16 protein-coding genes are annotated in these 16,183 nt (G+C 65.2%); 6 read left to right on the top strand and 10 right to left on the bottom strand.

Going from position 1 to position 16,183, the window contains the following annotated elements:
* Positions 1–3: 3 nt before the first annotated feature.
* Entirely contained in the window at positions 4–1,251 is a 1,248-nt protein-coding gene (glyA, locus tag DID96_RS16985; protein WP_124600446.1) for a serine hydroxymethyltransferase, read from the bottom strand.
* 229 nt (positions 1,252–1,480) lie between these two features.
* Between glyA and DID96_RS16980 the strand changes: the two genes are divergently transcribed.
* A complete protein-coding gene (locus DID96_RS16980; protein ID WP_124600445.1) occupies positions 1,481–2,869 on the top strand; it encodes a PLP-dependent aminotransferase family protein in 1,389 nt (462 codons plus the stop codon).
* 28 nt (positions 2,870–2,897) lie between these two features.
* Here the strand turns inward: DID96_RS16980 and DID96_RS16975 are convergent, their stop codons facing one another.
* The 7 genes from DID96_RS16975 to andAc form a co-directional block, all read right to left on the bottom strand.
* Complete coding sequence (locus DID96_RS16975) at positions 2,898–4,184, bottom strand: DUF445 domain-containing protein (RefSeq protein WP_124600444.1); 1,287 nt, start codon at positions 4,182–4,184, stop codon at positions 2,898–2,900.
* Between the two features lie 98 nt (positions 4,185–4,282).
* Positions 4,283–5,014, bottom strand: a complete 732-nt coding sequence (locus DID96_RS16970) for a Fic family protein (RefSeq protein ID WP_124600443.1) — start codon at positions 5,012–5,014, stop codon at positions 4,283–4,285.
* Positions 5,015–5,131: 117 nt separating this feature from the next.
* A complete protein-coding gene (locus DID96_RS16965; protein ID WP_124600442.1) occupies positions 5,132–5,800 on the bottom strand; it encodes a hypothetical protein in 669 nt (222 codons plus the stop codon).
* Between the two features lie 341 nt (positions 5,801–6,141).
* On the bottom strand, positions 6,142–7,362 hold the full coding sequence (andAa, locus tag DID96_RS16960; RefSeq protein WP_124600441.1) for an anthranilate 1,2-dioxygenase system ferredoxin--NAD(+) reductase: 1,221 nt from the start codon (positions 7,360–7,362) through the stop codon (positions 6,142–6,144).
* Positions 7,352–7,678 (bottom strand): anthranilate 1,2-dioxygenase ferredoxin subunit AndAb, encoded by a 327-nt coding sequence (gene andAb / locus DID96_RS16955; RefSeq protein ID WP_124600440.1) that lies wholly within the window; start codon positions 7,676–7,678, stop codon positions 7,352–7,354. Before andAb ends, andAa begins: the two co-directional genes overlap by 11 nt.
* A 14-nt stretch (positions 7,679–7,692) precedes the next feature.
* Positions 7,693–8,181: an anthranilate 1,2-dioxygenase small subunit AndAd gene (gene andAd / locus DID96_RS16950; RefSeq protein WP_124600439.1), complete on the bottom strand. Its 489-nt coding sequence runs from the start codon at positions 8,179–8,181 to the stop codon at positions 7,693–7,695.
* Positions 8,182–8,195: 14 nt separating this feature from the next.
* Positions 8,196–9,467 (bottom strand): anthranilate 1,2-dioxygenase large subunit AndAc, encoded by a 1,272-nt coding sequence (andAc, locus tag DID96_RS16945; RefSeq protein ID WP_124600438.1) that lies wholly within the window; start codon positions 9,465–9,467, stop codon positions 8,196–8,198.
* Between the two features lie 212 nt (positions 9,468–9,679).
* Here andAc and andR point away from each other — a divergent pair, with 212 nt between their 5' ends.
* The gene (andR, locus tag DID96_RS16940) at positions 9,680–10,639 is read left to right on the top strand and encodes an anthranilate 1,2-dioxygenase regulatory protein AndR (RefSeq protein ID WP_124600549.1); all 960 of its coding nucleotides are present in this window, start codon (positions 9,680–9,682) and stop codon (positions 10,637–10,639) included.
* A gap of 84 nt (positions 10,640–10,723) precedes the next feature.
* On the opposite strand, the gene DID96_RS16935 is transcribed toward andR, so the two are convergent.
* Positions 10,724–11,614 (bottom strand): LysR family transcriptional regulator, encoded by an 891-nt coding sequence (locus DID96_RS16935; RefSeq protein WP_124600437.1) that lies wholly within the window; start codon positions 11,612–11,614, stop codon positions 10,724–10,726.
* A 91-nt stretch (positions 11,615–11,705) separates the two neighbouring features.
* On the opposite strand from DID96_RS16935, the gene DID96_RS16930 reads away from it, so the two are divergent.
* From DID96_RS16930 to catC, 3 genes are read left to right on the top strand one after another with little or no spacing between them, the layout of a single operon-like run.
* On the top strand, positions 11,706–12,839 hold the full coding sequence (locus tag DID96_RS16930; protein WP_124600436.1) for a muconate/chloromuconate family cycloisomerase: 1,134 nt from the start codon (positions 11,706–11,708) through the stop codon (positions 12,837–12,839).
* Positions 12,840–12,872: 33 nt separating this feature from the next.
* Positions 12,873–13,775 carry a catechol 1,2-dioxygenase gene (gene catA, locus DID96_RS16925; protein WP_124600435.1) on the top strand — a complete coding sequence of 301 codons (903 nt, stop codon included), beginning with the start codon at positions 12,873–12,875 and terminating at the stop codon, positions 13,773–13,775.
* Between the two features lie 37 nt (positions 13,776–13,812).
* Positions 13,813–14,103, top strand: a complete 291-nt coding sequence (gene catC / locus DID96_RS16920; protein WP_124600434.1) for a muconolactone Delta-isomerase — start codon at positions 13,813–13,815, stop codon at positions 14,101–14,103.
* Positions 14,104–14,287: 184 nt separating this feature from the next.
* Here the strand turns inward: catC and DID96_RS16915 are convergent, their stop codons facing one another.
* Entirely contained in the window at positions 14,288–15,076 is a 789-nt protein-coding gene (locus DID96_RS16915) for an NAD(P)H-dependent oxidoreductase (RefSeq protein WP_124600433.1), read from the bottom strand.
* A gap of 86 nt (positions 15,077–15,162) precedes the next feature.
* On the opposite strand from DID96_RS16915, the gene DID96_RS16910 reads away from it, so the two are divergent.
* Complete coding sequence (locus tag DID96_RS16910) at positions 15,163–16,056, top strand: LysR family transcriptional regulator (protein WP_124600432.1); 894 nt, start codon at positions 15,163–15,165, stop codon at positions 16,054–16,056.
* Positions 16,057–16,183 lie beyond the last annotated feature (127 nt).

Here is a 16,183-nt window from a genome sequence, read left to right as displayed (position 1 = left end):
ACCTCAGTTGTAGACGGGGAAGCGCTTGCACAGCGCGCGCACCTGCTCCAGCACGGACGCGCGCACCGCGGCGTCGTGCGGCGCAAGCACGATGTCCGCGACCAGCGTCGCGACCAGACGCGATTCGTCGAGACCGAAGCCCCGCGTCGTGATGGCCGGCGTGCCGACACGGATGCCGCTCGTCACGACCGGTTTGCGCGGATCGTTGGGCACGGCATTCTTGTTGCAGGTGATGCAGACCTCGCCCAGCGCCTGCTCGGCGTCGCGGCCCGACAGATCGAGCGAGCGCAGATCGATCAGCATCATGTGGCTTTCCGTGCGCCCGGAAACGATGCTCAGCCCCCTCGACTGGAACACTTGCGCCATGGCCTGCGCGTTCTCCAGCACGCGGCGCTGATACGCCTTGAACTCATCGGTCGCGGCCAGCTTGAAAGCGACAGCCTTGGCGGCGATGACGTGAACGAGCGGTCCTCCCTGAATGCCCGGGAAGATCGCCGAGTTGATGCTCTTCTCGTGCTTCGCCTTCATGAGAATGACCCCGCCTCGCGGCCCGCGCAGGCCCTTGTGCGTCGTGGTCGTCACGAAATCGGCGTGCGGCACCGGATTCGGATACACGCCGCCCGCGATCAGGCCGGAGTAGTGCGCCATGTCGACCATGAACAGGGCGCCGACCTCGCGCGCGACGCGCGCAAAGCGCTCGAAGTCGATACGCAGCGAGTAGGCGGACGCGCCCGCGACGATCAGGCGCGGCTTGATCTCGCGCGCCAGACGCTCCATCGCGTCGTAGTCGATCTCCCCCGCTTCGGTGAGCCCGTAGCTGGCCACCTTGAACCACTTGCCGCTGATGTTCAGCGGCATGCCGTGCGTGAGGTGACCGCCTTCGGCCAGGCTCATGCCGAGAATCGTGTCGCCGGGCTGCAGCGCGGCAAAGAAGACCGCCTGATTGGCCTGGGATCCCGAATGCGGCTGCACGTTGGCCGCCTCTGCGCCGAACAGGGCCTTCAGGCGATCAATGGCGAGCTGTTCCGCTTCATCGATGACTTCGCAGCCGCCGTAGTAGCGCTTGCCGGGATAGCCCTCGGCGTACTTGTTGGTGAGTTGCGAACCCACCGCGCTCAGTACGGCCGGAGAGGTGTAATTCTCCGATGCAATGAGTTCAATGTGGTCTTCCTGCCTCTGGTTCTCGCGACAAATCACGTCCCAGATCGCCGGGTCGACGTGCTGCAGGGCATCCTTGCTGGTATCGAACATCCTATCCTCTTTGTTGAATCGATTGATTCAATATGAATTGACTTAATCGCGCTTAAAAGTAAACTAATTGAATTGACTCAATCAGTCAACAACCTCGACGCGGCATTCCCCATTCGGGCCTGGAGAGCTCATGGAGCAAGGCGCCGAAGCCGTTGATTCGACGACAAATGATAATTCGATTACACTACCGCCTTACATTCATTGCACCGATTCAAGGAGAGTCGTTCCCATGTGGGCACCGGACCTGAATGCATTCGCCGGGGCGATCTATGAAAGGATTGCCGCGGCACTGGAGAACGACATCCAGGCAGGCCGCCTGACGGCGGGCACCCGTCTGCCAACCCTGAAGGAGCTCGCCGCACAGCTTGGCGTGACGCCCGGCACCGTCAATCGCGCCTACGAACTCGCCCAGCGGCGGGGGCTGGTCGAGGGCGAAGTTGGACGCGGCACCTTCGTGCTACGGCGCGAAACGCCTCCTGCCAGCCGGGTGCAGCCCGCACCGCCCGACCAGAATTCCTTCAACGGGATCATCGATCTGTCGATCGTCAAACCGAATCTTCTGCTTCAGGAACCCTATATTCGGGCGGCGCTCGGGGAGTTGGCGCAATCGAGTTCGTTGCCGGACATGCTCGATTACACGCCGGACGGCGGACATCCGCTGCACCGTCAGGCCGGGGCCATGTGGATGCAGCATGCCGGGTTTCCCGCGCGAACCGAACAGGTGCTGCTGACGGCCGGCGCGCAACATGGGCTGTGGGTGGCGGTCAATGCGCTCACCAAGCCGGGCGATCTCGTGTGCTGCGAATCGCTCTGCTATCCGGGCGTGGCCTCCGTCGTGCTGAGTCTCGGCCGCCGCATTCGTGGCGTGCGCCTGGACCAGGAAGGCATGGAGCCCGGCAGTCTGCGCGACATCTGCCGCGAGGAACGCCCCGCCCTGGTGATCTGCATCGCGACCTGCCAGAACCCCACCACGTCAGTGATGTCGGAGAGCCGGCGACGCGACATCGCCCAGATCGCGCGCGACTTCGATTTCCTGTTGCTGGACGACGACCTGTATGGTTTTCTCGCGCCCGAGCCGGTCGTGCCGCTGGCGACCTTCGCCCCCGAGCGCACGGTCTATCTGACGAGCTTGTCGAAGTCCGTTGCCTCGACCATCCGCCTGGGCTATATGCATTGCCCGCCCGAGTGGCTGGCGCGCATGACCGCAAGCGTGCGCACGAGCATCTGGATGGTGTCACCGCTCGCCGCACAGATCGCGACGCATCTGATCACGAGCGGGCAGGCCGCGGAAATGGCCCGCAACCAGTGTCAGGAAGCGCGCGCGCGGCAGGTCATGGTGCGTGAATCGCTCGGGCAATTCGAGTACAAGGCTCAGCCCACCTCGTTTCACATCTGGCTCAAGTTGCCGCCCCGCTGGCCGAGCGGCGAACATTTCGCGGTGCTGGCAAGAGGCCACCAGTTGATGATTGCGGGCGGCGATACCTTTTCGGTCAACCGCGATGAAGAAGGACGTCACTGGGTGCGCGTTGCGGTGATGGCCTCGACACAGGACCACATGCGCTTCGTGCTCACCAAACTGGCCGGGCTGATCAACACACCGGACACGGTCTGGCTGTAATTCCTTGCGTTCGTTGTGTGCGGGCCGCTCAATACACCCATCCCCCCACCCACCGCGGCACCAGCGACACGAGATACAGCCCCAGCCCGATCAACCCGCCGACCAGCGTGCCGTTGATGCGGATGTACTGCAGGTCCTTGCCGATGTTCAGTTCGATCTGGTGCGACATCTCGCGCGCATCCCAGTTGCGCACCGTGTCGCGAATGTGACGCATCAGAAAATCGGCAAAATCCGGCGCCATTTCATACACGGCCTTCTCGACGTGCTCGTTCAGTGACGCGCGCAGCGCGGGGCTTTCCGCCAGCCGCGCGCCGAGCCAGCCGCCGAGCGTCGCGGCCTGCCGGTGCAGCATCGAATCGGCGCGTGCAAGATCGGCCTTCAGCCATGCACGCAACTGGTCCCACAAGTCCTTCAGGTAGAGATTGAACGCGTCACCATCGCGGATGTAGCGCTTGATCTCCTCGCCCTTCTCGATGAACACGGGATCGTGCTTCAGGCGCTCGACCAGCTTGACGACCGTCGCGTCGAAGCGCTGCCGCAGCTCGTGCTCAGGGTCCGCGGCAACCTGTTCGAGCACGCGGTTCACCGCGTTCGCGATCAGCTCCGCGCCGTTCTCGCCTAGCCAGTTCGTCGGCAGGATCTTCTCGACCGTCGGGTACTGGCTCTTCAGCCAGTCGACGATGTACGCGGCGATCACCGCGCGGTTTTCCGGCTTGTCGAGCAGGTTCGTCACCTGCCCGATCGCGTCGTCGAGCAGCGCCTGGTGGCGGCCGTCCTTCGTCAGCGTATCGAGGATCGCACCGGCCGATTGCGACAGGTCGATCCGGTCGACGAGCGCGCGGAACGCGTCGTGCACGAACGACTGGATTCGTGCATCGTCGGTCATGTCGAGCGCGAAGCTCATCAGTTTCGTCGCGTAGCTGCCGAGCGCCTCGGTGTTCGCGGGCTCGCCGAGCCACGCGCCGAGCTTCTGCGCGGGATCGTGCTGGCGAATCTGCGCGGCGAGCGCGTCCGGGCCGAGGAATTTCTCGCGGACGAAGATCGCGAGGTTGTCGGCGATCTTGTCCTTGTTCTGCGGAATGATTTCGGTGTGGCGCGACACGAACGGAATCGGCACGCGGCGGAACAGCGCGACGACCGCGAACCAGTCGGCGAGCGCGCCGACCATCGCGGCCTCGGCTACCGCCTTGATCCCGTCGACCCAGATGCCGCGCGGCAGGAAGATCGTCGTCACGAATACCGCGACGGCGACGAGCAGCAGCGACAGCGCGCGGCGCTTGCTGCGGTTCAGTTCGAGGGCTTTGTCTGGCGTCATGGGCGGCGGGCGAATCGGCGATGCCGCTAATATGCACCGAATTCGCAACCGCCGACAAACGTGCTGGCCCGCCGCGCGCGCAGGTGCGCGGCCTTTGTTTATCGACGCCGTGCGCTGTCCATGGTGGCATACCGAGCCGGCCCCTCAGGGTCATCGCTACGGTAAGCGACGTTCTGCTCCGTGCCGGCACTACCATCCAGACCCTGAACGGCCAGAAGCCGGTCGCGCCAATTCAGCCGCGCATCGACATTCCGGATCAGCGGCACGAAATACTCATTGAGCTTCCCTTGCCCCGGGTTCCACAACTCGTCAGTCAGCGCCTGCAGGTACGAGTCTTTCTTCGATGAGCCCCAATCGATGGCGAAGCCTGCACGGGCACACAGTTCAGTATGAACAAGCAACATCGCTCGCCCATTCCCGTCGAGGAACGGGTGGCCCCACGCAAAAGCACCCATCACGTCGCCCGGCCCAGTCCGCTTACCGTGCATGTCGCAGGACATTCGCAGCCCCCACTCCACAGCCTGCCGCGACAGATCGGCCCGCTCGAACTCAACCGCTCCATTACCCTTGCCTACGTGCATTCCTACCCCAAGCGTGAGCCGGTCACTTCCGGCCCATGGGTAAAAGTCGCCGAACAGCATGCGATGCACATCCAAAAAGGTCTGGTATGTGATGTCCGGAGAATGGTCCGGTGAGAGATAGTCGAGCGCCTCTTCCAGGTGTGCGGAAAAAAAGAGATGCTCCTGAGCCTTGACAAGATCCATATCCTTCGAGCGTTCAACATTACGAAGGTATCCCGCCGACTCAAAGTCCCCGAATGGATCGAACATGCTGTCCTTTTTCTGGAATCATGGCCCGGATGAATCGCCGATGCTGCATTCACAGACGGGCCCGGCAAACCGGTCGCGCTTGAGGCAATTTCTGCAAGTATGCTAGATCGCCCGCCACTAGTGGCTGGTCGTCGCGGAAGACGAGCGTGATGCTATCTCGCTGTTACGCAACGCATCATTCTCACGCCGCTCATGTATGTAGTTGGTCATCAGGCGGGCCATCTGCAGTCCATTGATGAGCTTTGCCTTGCTCAGCGTTATGAGCAACTGCCCTATGGGATCGAGTTCCACGTGGTCGCCTGCAGCCCGGGTCACCGCCTCTGCCCACACATCGAGACCCGAACGGCGGGCCTCGATGCCGTGGGCGCGAGCGAAAGCTTCCAGGAACTTGCCAACGTTCTTCTTCGGCAACTTGTCGAGGTTCGAAGGCATCTTGGGCGCTGTGCCCCGGCGCCTATGACGTCTGCCCACGTACCTGACAGTGTCACGTCCCACCTCAAGCTGCCTGGATGTACGCGCACGGCCAGCGTCTATCAAATAGACGCAGCCGCCGTGGTCTCGCTCAATCTTCACCTGCCCGGCGGAGATACCTAATTTGCGGAAAAGCTCCTGCACGACAACCTCAGGTGGGGCCAGCAATTCGGCTTTGCCGCCGGAATCTTTTCGCGCTCTCGCGAAGACCCCCCTATCAAGGCGCATCAAGATACCTTCATCGACCAGTCTGCCCAAAGCCGCAGTGAGTTGCGACCGACCTCCCAATCGACGAAGTTCGGAACGCAGAATCACCTGATCGCTCCGGCTGCAGACCGAAGTTCGCACCCTATCCAGCACGACCATAATTCTCTCGCCTCCCTCACTTCAGGCCAGCGCTCATTTTACCATTTCCTCTTTTTTTTCATGCAATTGCACATCTCCTGCCCCCCCTCCGCGGACCAGCCGGCGCACCTCATCGTCCCGCGCATCATGCATTCAGTGCAGCCACAATCCACCTGTTGCGGCTGCGAGCCGATTTCTGACCAACACGTCGCAGGCTCTGCGCGGAATTCTGCGAACCAACACCGCCCAATTCGTCAGCAAGACAAGCCATTTCTCGGCCAGCCAGGGGCAACGATCCAATTGGGAGCCTTTTACAGGAACGCCTTCAAGCTCACCGCAGGATCGGCGAGCCGCGCCGGATCGAGCACGGCCTCCGCCGCGATCAGCCGTCGGCATGCGCCGATGTCGCGCCCGGCGTTCACCGAAGCGGCCGCGACGAGCTTGCCGTCCGCATCGAGCCCGAACACGCCGAACGGGCCGTTCAGCGGATCGCCACGCACCACCGTCGTCCGCTCGCTGCCAAACAGCCCGAGCATCTGCAGGTTGCAGTCGTACTGATCCGACCACAGCCACGGCATTTCCGCATAAGTCTCGTCCGCGCCGAGCACGTTCGCCGCGGCGACGGCCGGCTGGTTCTCCGCGACCTGCCACGATTCGATCCGCACGTGCCGCCCGAGCAGCGGATTGAAGTGCATCGTCACCTCGCCCGTCGCGTAGATCGCCGGATCGGCCGTGCGGCAGCCCGCGTCGACGCGCACGCCGTTGTCGACGTCGAGCCCTGCCGCGGCGGCAAGCTCGACGTTCGGCACGACGCCGATGCCGACGACCACCACATCGGCCGCCACGTCGCCGCGGTCCGTCTCGACCACCGCGCCGCCGGACGCACTGCGCCGGATCGCGCGCGGCAGCGTCGACAGCCGGAACGCGACGCCGCGCCCGTCGTGCAGGTTCTGCGCAAATGTGCCGACCACTTCCGGCAATGCGCGCTGCAGCAGGCACGCGGCCGGATCGATCACCGTCACCGCGCAGCCGAGCTGACGCGCGGCTGCCGCCACCTCGAGACCGATGAACCCGCCGCCGAGCACCGCAACGTGACGCCCCGGCGCGAGCGCCGCACGCAGCGCGCGCGCATCAGCGACCGTGCGCACGTAATGCAGCGGCACGCCCGCGTCCACGGGCCCGCCGAACGTGCGAACCCGCGAGCCCGTCGCGAGCACGAGCCGCCGGTACGGCAGCGCGGCACCGTCGTCGAGCCGCACGCGTTGCGCATCCCGCTCGATCGCGTCGACCCGCGTACCGAGCCGCAGCTCGATCCGTTGCGCGCCGTACCACGCGGCATCGCGTATGAACGCACGCGCTTCGCCGCCGTCGCTCAGCAGCGCGTCCTTCGACAACGCGGGCCGGTCGTAAGGCAGATCGCGCTCCGCGCCGATCATCACGATGCGCGCGTCGGCGTCGCGCGCGCGCAGCGCCTCGGCGGCACGCCGCGCGGCGTGCCCGGCGCCGACGATCACGATCGGATCAGCCGACATTGACTTCCACCTGTCCGTCGACGATACGGATCGGATAGGTCCGCACCGGTTCCGTGATCGGCGCGCATTTCGGCGCGCCGGTGCGGATGTCGATCAGCCCCTGATGCAGCGGGCATTCGACGCAGCCGTCCTCGACATAGCCTTCCGACAGCCGCGCGTGGCCATGCGTGCAGAGGTCGTGCATCGCGAACAGTTCGTCGCCGATCCGGAACACCGCGATCGGTTTCTGTCCGGCGACGCGTGCCGCCGGTTCGTCTTCGGAGAATTCGTCGACGGCGCCGAGCGAATGCCACTCGGTCAGTGTTGCTTGAGTCATGTCGTTCCTCACACTCAGATCGGGGTGGCCAGCAGCGTCTGCACACGCGACGTGTCGTAAATCACGCGCTTGGTCTTGTAGCGCAGGCCGTTGGGCGTGCGCACGACCGTGTCGTAGTACTTGCCGGCCTGGTAGACGTTCGATTCGCCGTTGCTGCGCGTCTGCACGACGACGTAGTTGCTTTCGGTGTCGATCTCGCCATCGCGCGCCGCGACGATCGTCAGCCCCGACGTCATGTGCCGGTATGTGTGCTCTTCGTAAATGTTCGCGTGCCGCAGCGACACGACGCGGTCGCGCAGCATCCGCTGGTTCGTGCAGTACACGATCCCGACCGGCAGCCCGAGGTCGGCGTTTTCCTTCGGCACGATCTCGTACCTGCAGTCCTCGGTGAACATCTCCGGCCACTGCTCGAGCCGGTTATTGTCGAGATGGCCGATGTAGCGGTTCTGCAGCATAGAGATCTCGAACCACGTCTTCATGTCTTCCGTCAGGTTTTCCATCATTGCGCGCTCCCGCTTCAATAGCCCATCAGCTTCTGGTAGCCGACCCAGAACTTGCGGATCAGGCTTTCGGTGATCACCGTGTCCTGCTGGTCCGGATTGCCGCGCGACATCTCGATCACCGACGTCGCGTCGCCGTCGCGCACCGTGCCGCGCTGCACGAGCTCGGTCGCCTCGGTGTCTTCCATCGAGATATAGCCGGCCGGCCCGACGAGGTTCGCCTGCTTGATGCGCAGCTCGCGCAGCTCGGGCGTGTCGTCCGTATAGCCGAAGAAATGGAAGATCAGCTCGAAGTTGTCGGGCCCCTTCGGCAGGATCTGCCGCGCGACCAGCGTGTTGTGGATCTGCTGGATCACGAGCTGCGGGAAGATCGGCTGGATGTGGTTCGTACAGTCCTCGTCGTATTCGGATACGAGATCGAGAATCGATTCGTCCTCCAGATGAAAACCTTCATCGAACGAGCGGATGTTCTGCTGCTTGTACGCCGCCGACGTGTCGTCGCCCGTCTTCGTCACGGTAATGATGCTGTGCAGCCCGTGGTTCGCATCCGGAATCGAACGCGCCTTCATGCCGACGCGGAAGATGTTGAAGGTCGTATGGAACAGATGCAGCATGCTCGCGTGATACGGGTCCTTCACGTTCTCCATGTACAGCTTCCAGTTCGACTTCGAGTACTGACGCGTGCAGCCGAGATACTCGATCGGCTTGTGGAAGATCCGGTCGATCCACGGACGCATCTGCTCGCCGAGATAGTCGGGCAGAGGCGCGACGTCGTCGCTGAAGGTTGCGAACACGAGGCCGCGATAGCTGTCGACGCGCAGCTTGCGCAGCCCGTGCTGCTTCGGATCGAAGTCCGCCGGCATCCCGCTCATCCCCTTCTGGCCGCGCCGGAACGGCACGCCGAGCAGGTTGCCGGTGTTGTCGAAGCTCCACTGGTGATAGACGCACGTGTGCGACGTGGCATTGCCGCGCGCCTTGCGGCACACCTGCGCGCCGCGATGCGCGCAGCGGTTCACCCACGCGGCGAGCGAGCCGTCGTCGGCGCGCGTGACGACGACGGGCGTGTCGCCGACGAACGTGCTCTTGAAGTCGCCCGGGTTCGGGATCTCCGCTTCCAGCGCGACGAAATTCCACGTCGGGCCGCGGAAGATGCGCTCCTGCTCGCGGTCGTAGACGGCGCGCGAGCTGAACACCTTGTACGGCACGCGCGAGCCGTCTTCGTGCGGAAACGTCACGTCGGACGCGTTGTCGCGCGCCGCAAACAGGACTGGCGATTCGGTCTGCTCCATGTCGGACTCCTTGTCGATCCGGTTGGGTAGTTCTGATGGAGCCGATTTTTGAAAAGCTAAAATTCGCCGTCTATCCGGAATCTGCAATTGCGGCGGCGCAGTATCCACTTCCGGCAGGTTTCTGCGCTAGGATGGCGGCACACATGACGCCGGCGCGCGATCCCGCCCCATTCGCGGAATCGAAGCGCGCGTCCAAGAACAGGCTGATGCCCATGTCCCCAACGTCGTTCGAGCCGTTCGCGCTGCGTGCGCACCGGCTGTTCGAATCCCGCGATCTCGACGAGACGCGCGAGCGGATCTCGCGCGTGATGCAGCCGCACGCGCTGCAGCCGCGCGGCCGCGTGCACGGCGCGTCGCATATGGATTTCGTGCGGATCGGCGGGCTCGGGATCGGCACGATCGCGTTCGGCGACGCGATGCGCGTGCAGGTCGACGCAGTCGACGGCTATTACCTGCTGATGTTCTGCCTGTCGGGGCAGGCCGACGTGCGGGCGATGGGCCGGCAGGTCGGCGTTGACGCGCAGACCGGCATCCTGTGCGCGCCCGGCGAGCGCTTCGACGCGCAGTTGTCGGCCGACTGCGAGCAGTTCGTGCTGCGCATCGACGCGTCCACCGTCGCCGCACTGACCGGCGATCCGCGCGCGACGCTCGACCCCGTGCTGCGCGTGAGCGACGCGGCGCTCGCCGCATGGCGCCAGCAGCTGATGCTGGTCGCGGGCTCGCCGGACCTGCTGGAACGCGCGAACGCGAATCCGCGCGTCGCATCGCAACTCGAACACCTGCTGATCGACCTGCTCATCGAAGGGCATCCGCCATCGGCCGTGCCCGCGTCGCGCCACGACCCGGCGCCGGGCTTCGTGCGGCGCGCGCAGGAATTCGTCGCCGCCCACTACGCGCAACCGCTGCAGCTCGCCGATATCGTCCGCGCGGCCGGCGTGCCGGAGCGCACGCTGCGCGACGCGTTCATCCAGTTTCGCGCGATGAGCCCGATGCAATACCTGCGCCACACGCGGCTCGAGCACGCGCGCGAACTGCTGCGCGCCGCGGACACCGAGCGGCGGATCGCGGACATCGCGCTCGATTGCGGCTTCACGCACCTCGGACGCTTTGCGATCGCGTATCGGGAGACGTTCGGGGAATTGCCTTCGGAGACGCTCGACGGGAAGCGCTGACGCGGCCGCGCCACGTCGGCGTGGGGGTTCGGGCTCGACCGTTAGTTGCGATCTCTAGCGCCAAAGCCAGCACCAAAGCCAGCGTCAGCCCGCCGGCGCGATCATCGCGCGAGCGATCGCGCAGAACGCCGCCGTCGCGGGGCTTTCGTCATGCACGCGGCGGCTCATGATGATCGGCGACGTCGCGACCGGCTCCGGCAGCCGGCGGTAAACGACGCCCTTCACCCGCACGCCCTCGACGCTTTCCGGCACCAGCGACACGCCGACCTCCGCGGCCACCAGCCCGAGCGCCGTCTGCAGCTCGCGCACCTCATGCACGGCGGCCGGCGCGAGGCCGCCGTCGCGCAGCGCGGACAACTGCTGGTCCGCGAAACTCGGCCGCGGCGTGCTCGGATAGACGATCAGCGTCTCGCCCGCGACGTCGGCCAGCGCGAGCGGCCGGTCCGGATCGGCGAGCGGATGGCCGGCCGGCAACGCCGCGATCAGCTTCTCCTCGATCAGCGCCTCGCGCACGAGCTGGTCGTCGTCGAACCGCAGTCGACCAAAACCGATATCGATCCGCCCGCCTTTCAGCGCGCCGAGCTGCTCGAGCGTGAACATTTCGATCAGCGACAGCTCGACGCCCGGCTGCGCCTCGCGGAATGCGCGGATCACGTCCGGCAGCGCGCCATACAGCGTCGACGGCACGAAGCCGATCACGATCCGCTCCGACATCTGTGCAAGCCGCCGCGTCAGCGGGCCGAGCTCGTCGGCCTGGTCGACGAGCCGCTTCGCCTGCGCATAGAACACCCGCCCCGCCTCGGTCAGCTTCAGCGGCCGCGCGCCGCGCTCGAACAGCGGCAGGCCGATTTCGTCCTCGATCGCCTGCAGCTGACGGCTCAGCGGCGGCTGCGTCATGTGCAGGCGCTCGGCCGCCCGCGTGATGTTCATCTCTTCGGCGACGGCAATGAAATACCGGAGCTGACGCAATTCCATTGCATACCTCGAAAGTATGGAAGTAGTCGGAAAGAGTGTTGGACGCCGCCGGGCGGATATTCCTACCATGTGCACCAACAGGAGGAATCGCATGATAGCAACTGCCGCCACCATCGACCGCGTCGAGACGCTGCTCGTCGATGTACCGACGATCCGCCCGCACAAGCTGTCGGTCGCCACGATGAATTGCCAGACCCTCGTGCTGGTCCGCATTCGATGCTCGGACGGTATCGAAGGCGTCGGCGAGGGCACGACGATCGGCGGCCTCGCGTACGGCGAGGAAAGTCCGGAAAGCATCAAGGTCAACATCGACACCTATTTCGCGCCGCTGCTGCAGGGCATGGACGCGACCCGCCCGGGCGCCGCGATGGCGCGTGTGCGCAAGCTGTTCCAGGGCAACCGCTTTGCGAAGTGCGCGCTCGAGACCGCGCTGTTCGACGCGCAGGCGCGCCGCCTCGGCGTGCCGCTGTCCGAGCTGTTCGGCGGCCGCACGACCGACGCGGTGGACGTCGCGTGGACGCTCGCGAGCGGCGACACGCAGCGCGACATCGCGGAAGCCGAGGCGATGCTCGAAGCGCGCCGCCATCGCGCGTTCAAGCTGAAGATCGGCTCGAACGCGGTGGCCGACGACGTCGCGCACGTGATCGCGATCAAGCGCGCGCTCGGCGAGCGCGGCGACGTGCGGATCGACGTGAACCAGGCGTGGACCGAAACCGACGCGATCTGGGCCGGCCCGCGTCTCGCGGAGGCCGGCGTGAGCCTCGTCGAACAGCCGATCGCCGCGACCAACCGCGCGGGCCTGAAGCGTCTCACGCAGCTCGCGCAGATTCCGATCATGGCCGACGAGGCGCTGCACGGTGTCGTCGACGCGTTCAGGCTCGCGCAGGACCGCGCGGCCGACGTGTTCGCGGTGAAGATCGCGCAGTCGGGCGGCCTGCAGGGCGCGGCGAGCGTCGCGGCGATCGCGGCGGCGGCCGGCATCGGCCTGTACGGCGGCACGATGCTCGAAGGCGCGGCCGGCACGATGGCGTCCGCGCAACTGTTCAGCACGTTCGGTTCGCTGCAATGGGGCACCGAGCTGTTCGGCCCGCTGTTGCTGACCGAGGAAATCCTCGTCGAGCCGCTGCGCTACCAGGATTTCAAGCTGCACCTGCCGGCTGCGCCCGGCCTCGGCATCACCTTCGACTGGGCCCGCATCGAACGGATGCGACGCGACGCCCGCTGATTCCCCACACGACACCCGATATTGGAGACACGCATGAACAAGGACGCCATCGACGCACTGCTGCAGACCTTCGACGATGCGGCTGAAAAGCCCGGCAACCCGCGCGTGCGCGCGATCGTCAACCGGATCGTGAAGGATCTGTGCTACACGATCGAGGATTTCGACGTGCAGCCGAGCGAGTTCTGGACTGCGCTCAACTACCTGAACGAAGCCGGCAGGGAGTTCGGCCTGATCGCCGCGGGCCTCGGCCTCGAGCGCTTCCTCGACGTGCGGATGGACGAAGCCGAAGAGAAGGCCGGCTTCCACGGCGGCACGCCGCGCACGATCGAAGGCCCGCTGTATGTAGCCGGTGCGCCGGAATCGGTCGGCTTCGCGCGGCTCGACGACGGCACCGATCCGGGCCAGACGCTCGTGATGCGCGGCCAGGTGCTCGGCGACGACGGCGCGCCGCTCGCGAACGCGCTCGTCGAGGTGTGGCACGCGAACCATCTCGGCAACTATTCGTACTTCGATCAATCTCAGCCCGCGTTCAACCTGCGCCGCTCGATCCGCACCGATGCCGAAGGCCGCTACAGCTTCCGCAGCGTGCTGCCGGTCGGCTACAGCGTGCCACCGGGCAGCAAGACCGAGCAGCTGCTCGACCAGCTCGGCCGTCACGGCCATCGTCCCGCGCACATCCACTTCTTCGTTTCCGCGGACGGCTATCGTAAGCTGACGACGCAGATCAACATCGAAGGCGATCCGCATATCTGGGACGACTTCGCATTCGCGACGCGCGAAGGGCTGATTCCGAAGATCAAGCAGGCCGAAGGCGCGCAAGGCCAGCCGTATGGCGTCGATGGCCAGTTCGCGCTGATCGACTTCGACTTCACGCTGCTCAAGGATCGCGCGAACGTGCCCGAGAGTGAAGTCGAACGCCTGCGCGCGCAGGCCTGACGGACGTCGCAGAAAAACATAACGCAAGGAGCAAGTGATGCTGTTTCATGTGGAAATGACCGTCCATCTGCCGGCCGACATGGATCCGGTCAAGGCGGCGACGCTGAAGGCCGAAGAGAAGGCCATGTGCCAGCGCCTGATGCACGAAGGGGTCTGGCGGCATCTGTGGCGGATCGCCGGGCGGTATGCGAACGTCAGCATCTTCGACGTCGAGAGCGTGCAGCAGCTGCATGACCTGTTGAGCCAGTTGCCGCTGTTTCCGTATATGGATGTCGAGGTGCGGGCGCTGTGCCGGCATCCTTCGTCGATTCGGGAAGACGATCGGTAAGCGAGCGGTGCAACGCGGCAGTCGGCGGACGGCCGCGAGCGATCGCGATGCGGGCGACCTGTGATCCGATCCAGGTCGCCCGCTTCACGTCACGGTGCCGGGACGCGCACGTCCCGACGCCGGAGCCCGGCTTGTTGCCGACGGGCGCGGGCATCAAGCACTCGCGACCGCCATTGATCGGGTTTCAGCGCCCCGCTGTCTCCACATGCGCCGCGAACCCCACCTTCTCGGGCGCGATTTCGGCCCTTAGCGTCAGCGCCGGAATCTCGTAATCGCCGAAATTCTGCCGCCTGAACGGAATCGGCGGCGTCTCCCACAGACTGTCCAGACGCTCGCCGAGCGCATCGCGCGTCTGCGCAAACCGCGCATCATCCATTTTTCCGGACCGGTAGATCACGAACGGCGGCAGCACGTCGAAGCCCGGGTAAAACAGAATCCCGTGCTGGATCGGGAACAGCACATCGTCGATCGCGCCGTTGATGCCGCGCGGGCTGTAGTGCGATTCCCAGCCGCCCGTCGTGACGAGCACCATTGCGCGCTTGCCCGCGAGCGAGCCTTCGCCATACCGGTTGCCCCAGTGCGTGTCCGAATGCTCGCCAACCCCGTATGCAAAGCCGTACGCATACACGCGCTCGACCCAGCCCTTCATGATCGCCGGCATCGAGAACCACCACAGCGGAAACTGCAGGATCACCGTATCGGCCCACTTCAGCTTCGCCTGTTCGCGCGCGATGTCGTCGCGTTGCGTGCCTTGCTCGAACGCGCGCTTCGAGTCGAGCGACGGATCGAAACGCGCTTGCGCGTGACGATCCGTCACGTCGTCCGCATCGAGCGTCGCTTTCCAGTTCATCGCGTACAGGTCAGACACCTGCACCGTATGGCCGGCTGCTTCGAGACGCTGCACGGCGAAATCCCGCAGCGCGCCGTTCAGCGAGCGTGGCTCGGGGTGGGCATAGACGACAAGAACATTCATGATCGGGCATCCGTTGCTTGAATGTCAGCAGGATGCCGAATCGAACGGTATATTAGAAATGAATTTCCGATATTCCAGCTATAGCCATGACTAATCTCAGACGTCTGGACCTGAACCTGCTCGTCACGCTCGACGTGCTGCTGTCCGAGCACAACGTCACGCGCGCGGCCGAGAAACTGAACGTGTCGCAGCCGTCGGTCAGCGTGCAGTTGCAGAAGCTGCGCGACGTGTTCGGGGATCCGCTGCTGCTGCCCGGCCCGCGCGGAATGCGGCCGACCGCGCGCGCCGAAGCGCTGCGCGAGCCGCTGCGGGAAGCGCTCGAAGCGGTCGAGCGCGCAGTGCTGCCTGCGACGCCGTTCGATCCCGCGACCGCGACGAACACCTGGAGCGTCGCTGCCACCGACTACGGCGAATCGACGATCGTGCTGCCGGCGCTGCGCACGCTGCGGTCCGCCGCGCCCGGCACGCGGCTCGCGGTCGTCGAACTCGCGCCGCCGCACATCGGGAAACAGGCGGAACGCAGCGAGATCGACCTGGCGTTTCACACGACCGAAGGTTCGCCGGCGGGCATGCGGCGTTTGCCGCTGTTCGTCGAACGCTATGTGCTCGTCGGCCGCGCCGGGCATCCGAAGCTCAGGCGCCGGCCCACGCTCGCGCAATTCGGCGCGCTCGAGCACGTGATCGTGTCGCCCGACGGCGGCGGCTTTGCCGGCGTGACGGATGAAGCGCTCGCGCAATGCGGCGCCGCGCGCCGTGTGGTGCTCTCGGTGCCGCATTTCCTGTTCGCGATCTCGGCCGTCGCCCATACCGACCTCGTCGCGATGGCGCCCGAGCGCCTCGTGCGCGACGCGCCCGCGCTGCGGATCGTCGACGCGCCCGTCGAAGTGCCCGGCTACGAGATGTCGATGCTATGGCACGAGCGCTCGCACCGCGACCCGGCCCACCGCTGGCTGCGCGAAACCATCGCGACATCGGTGTGAACTAGTACAACATCCCGTAAATAGATTGAATAAATAACTGCCTCGGTTATCATGTCTGGATGAGCCGAGGCCGACATGCAACGCCAGTGAAGCTGGCGAATAAAGAACGACAGGAACTGCGATCGCT

The sequence above is a fragment of the Burkholderia sp. Bp8963 genome, assembly GCF_003854275.1.
In the GTDB taxonomy this organism is placed as follows: domain Bacteria; phylum Pseudomonadota; class Gammaproteobacteria; order Burkholderiales; family Burkholderiaceae; genus Burkholderia.
The sequence above is the reverse complement of the archived record's forward strand: the minus strand, read 5'-3'. Positions and strand labels throughout refer to the sequence as shown.

What these genes read in the sequence shown, in the direction of transcription:
- glyA (WP_124600446.1), bottom strand. Translation starts at nt 1,251, where the DNA reads ATGTTCGATACCAGCAAGGATGCCCTGCAGCACGTCGACCCGGCGATC.
- DID96_RS16980 (WP_124600445.1), top strand. Translation starts at nt 1,481, where the DNA reads ATGTGGGCACCGGACCTGAATGCATTCGCCGGGGCGATCTATGAAAGG.
- DID96_RS16975 (WP_124600444.1), bottom strand. Translation starts at nt 4,184, where the DNA reads ATGACGCCAGACAAAGCCCTCGAACTGAACCGCAGCAAGCGCCGCGCG.
- DID96_RS16970 (WP_124600443.1), bottom strand. Translation starts at nt 5,014, where the DNA reads ATGTTCGATCCATTCGGGGACTTTGAGTCGGCGGGATACCTTCGTAAT.
- andAa (WP_124600441.1), bottom strand. Translation starts at nt 7,362, where the DNA reads ATGTCGGCTGATCCGATCGTGATCGTCGGCGCCGGGCACGCCGCGCGG.
- andAb (WP_124600440.1), bottom strand. Translation starts at nt 7,678, where the DNA reads ATGACTCAAGCAACACTGACCGAGTGGCATTCGCTCGGCGCCGTCGAC.
- andAd (WP_124600439.1), bottom strand. Translation starts at nt 8,181, where the DNA reads ATGATGGAAAACCTGACGGAAGACATGAAGACGTGGTTCGAGATCTCT.
- andAc (WP_124600438.1), bottom strand. Translation starts at nt 9,467, where the DNA reads ATGGAGCAGACCGAATCGCCAGTCCTGTTTGCGGCGCGCGACAACGCG.
- andR (WP_124600549.1), top strand. Translation starts at nt 9,680, where the DNA reads ATGTCCCCAACGTCGTTCGAGCCGTTCGCGCTGCGTGCGCACCGGCTG.
- DID96_RS16935 (WP_124600437.1), bottom strand. Translation starts at nt 11,614, where the DNA reads ATGGAATTGCGTCAGCTCCGGTATTTCATTGCCGTCGCCGAAGAGATG.
- DID96_RS16930 (WP_124600436.1), top strand. Translation starts at nt 11,706, where the DNA reads ATGATAGCAACTGCCGCCACCATCGACCGCGTCGAGACGCTGCTCGTC.
- catA (WP_124600435.1), top strand. Translation starts at nt 12,873, where the DNA reads ATGAACAAGGACGCCATCGACGCACTGCTGCAGACCTTCGACGATGCG.
- catC (WP_124600434.1), top strand. Translation starts at nt 13,813, where the DNA reads ATGCTGTTTCATGTGGAAATGACCGTCCATCTGCCGGCCGACATGGAT.
- DID96_RS16915 (WP_124600433.1), bottom strand. Translation starts at nt 15,076, where the DNA reads ATGAATGTTCTTGTCGTCTATGCCCACCCCGAGCCACGCTCGCTGAAC.
- DID96_RS16910 (WP_124600432.1), top strand. Translation starts at nt 15,163, where the DNA reads ATGACTAATCTCAGACGTCTGGACCTGAACCTGCTCGTCACGCTCGAC.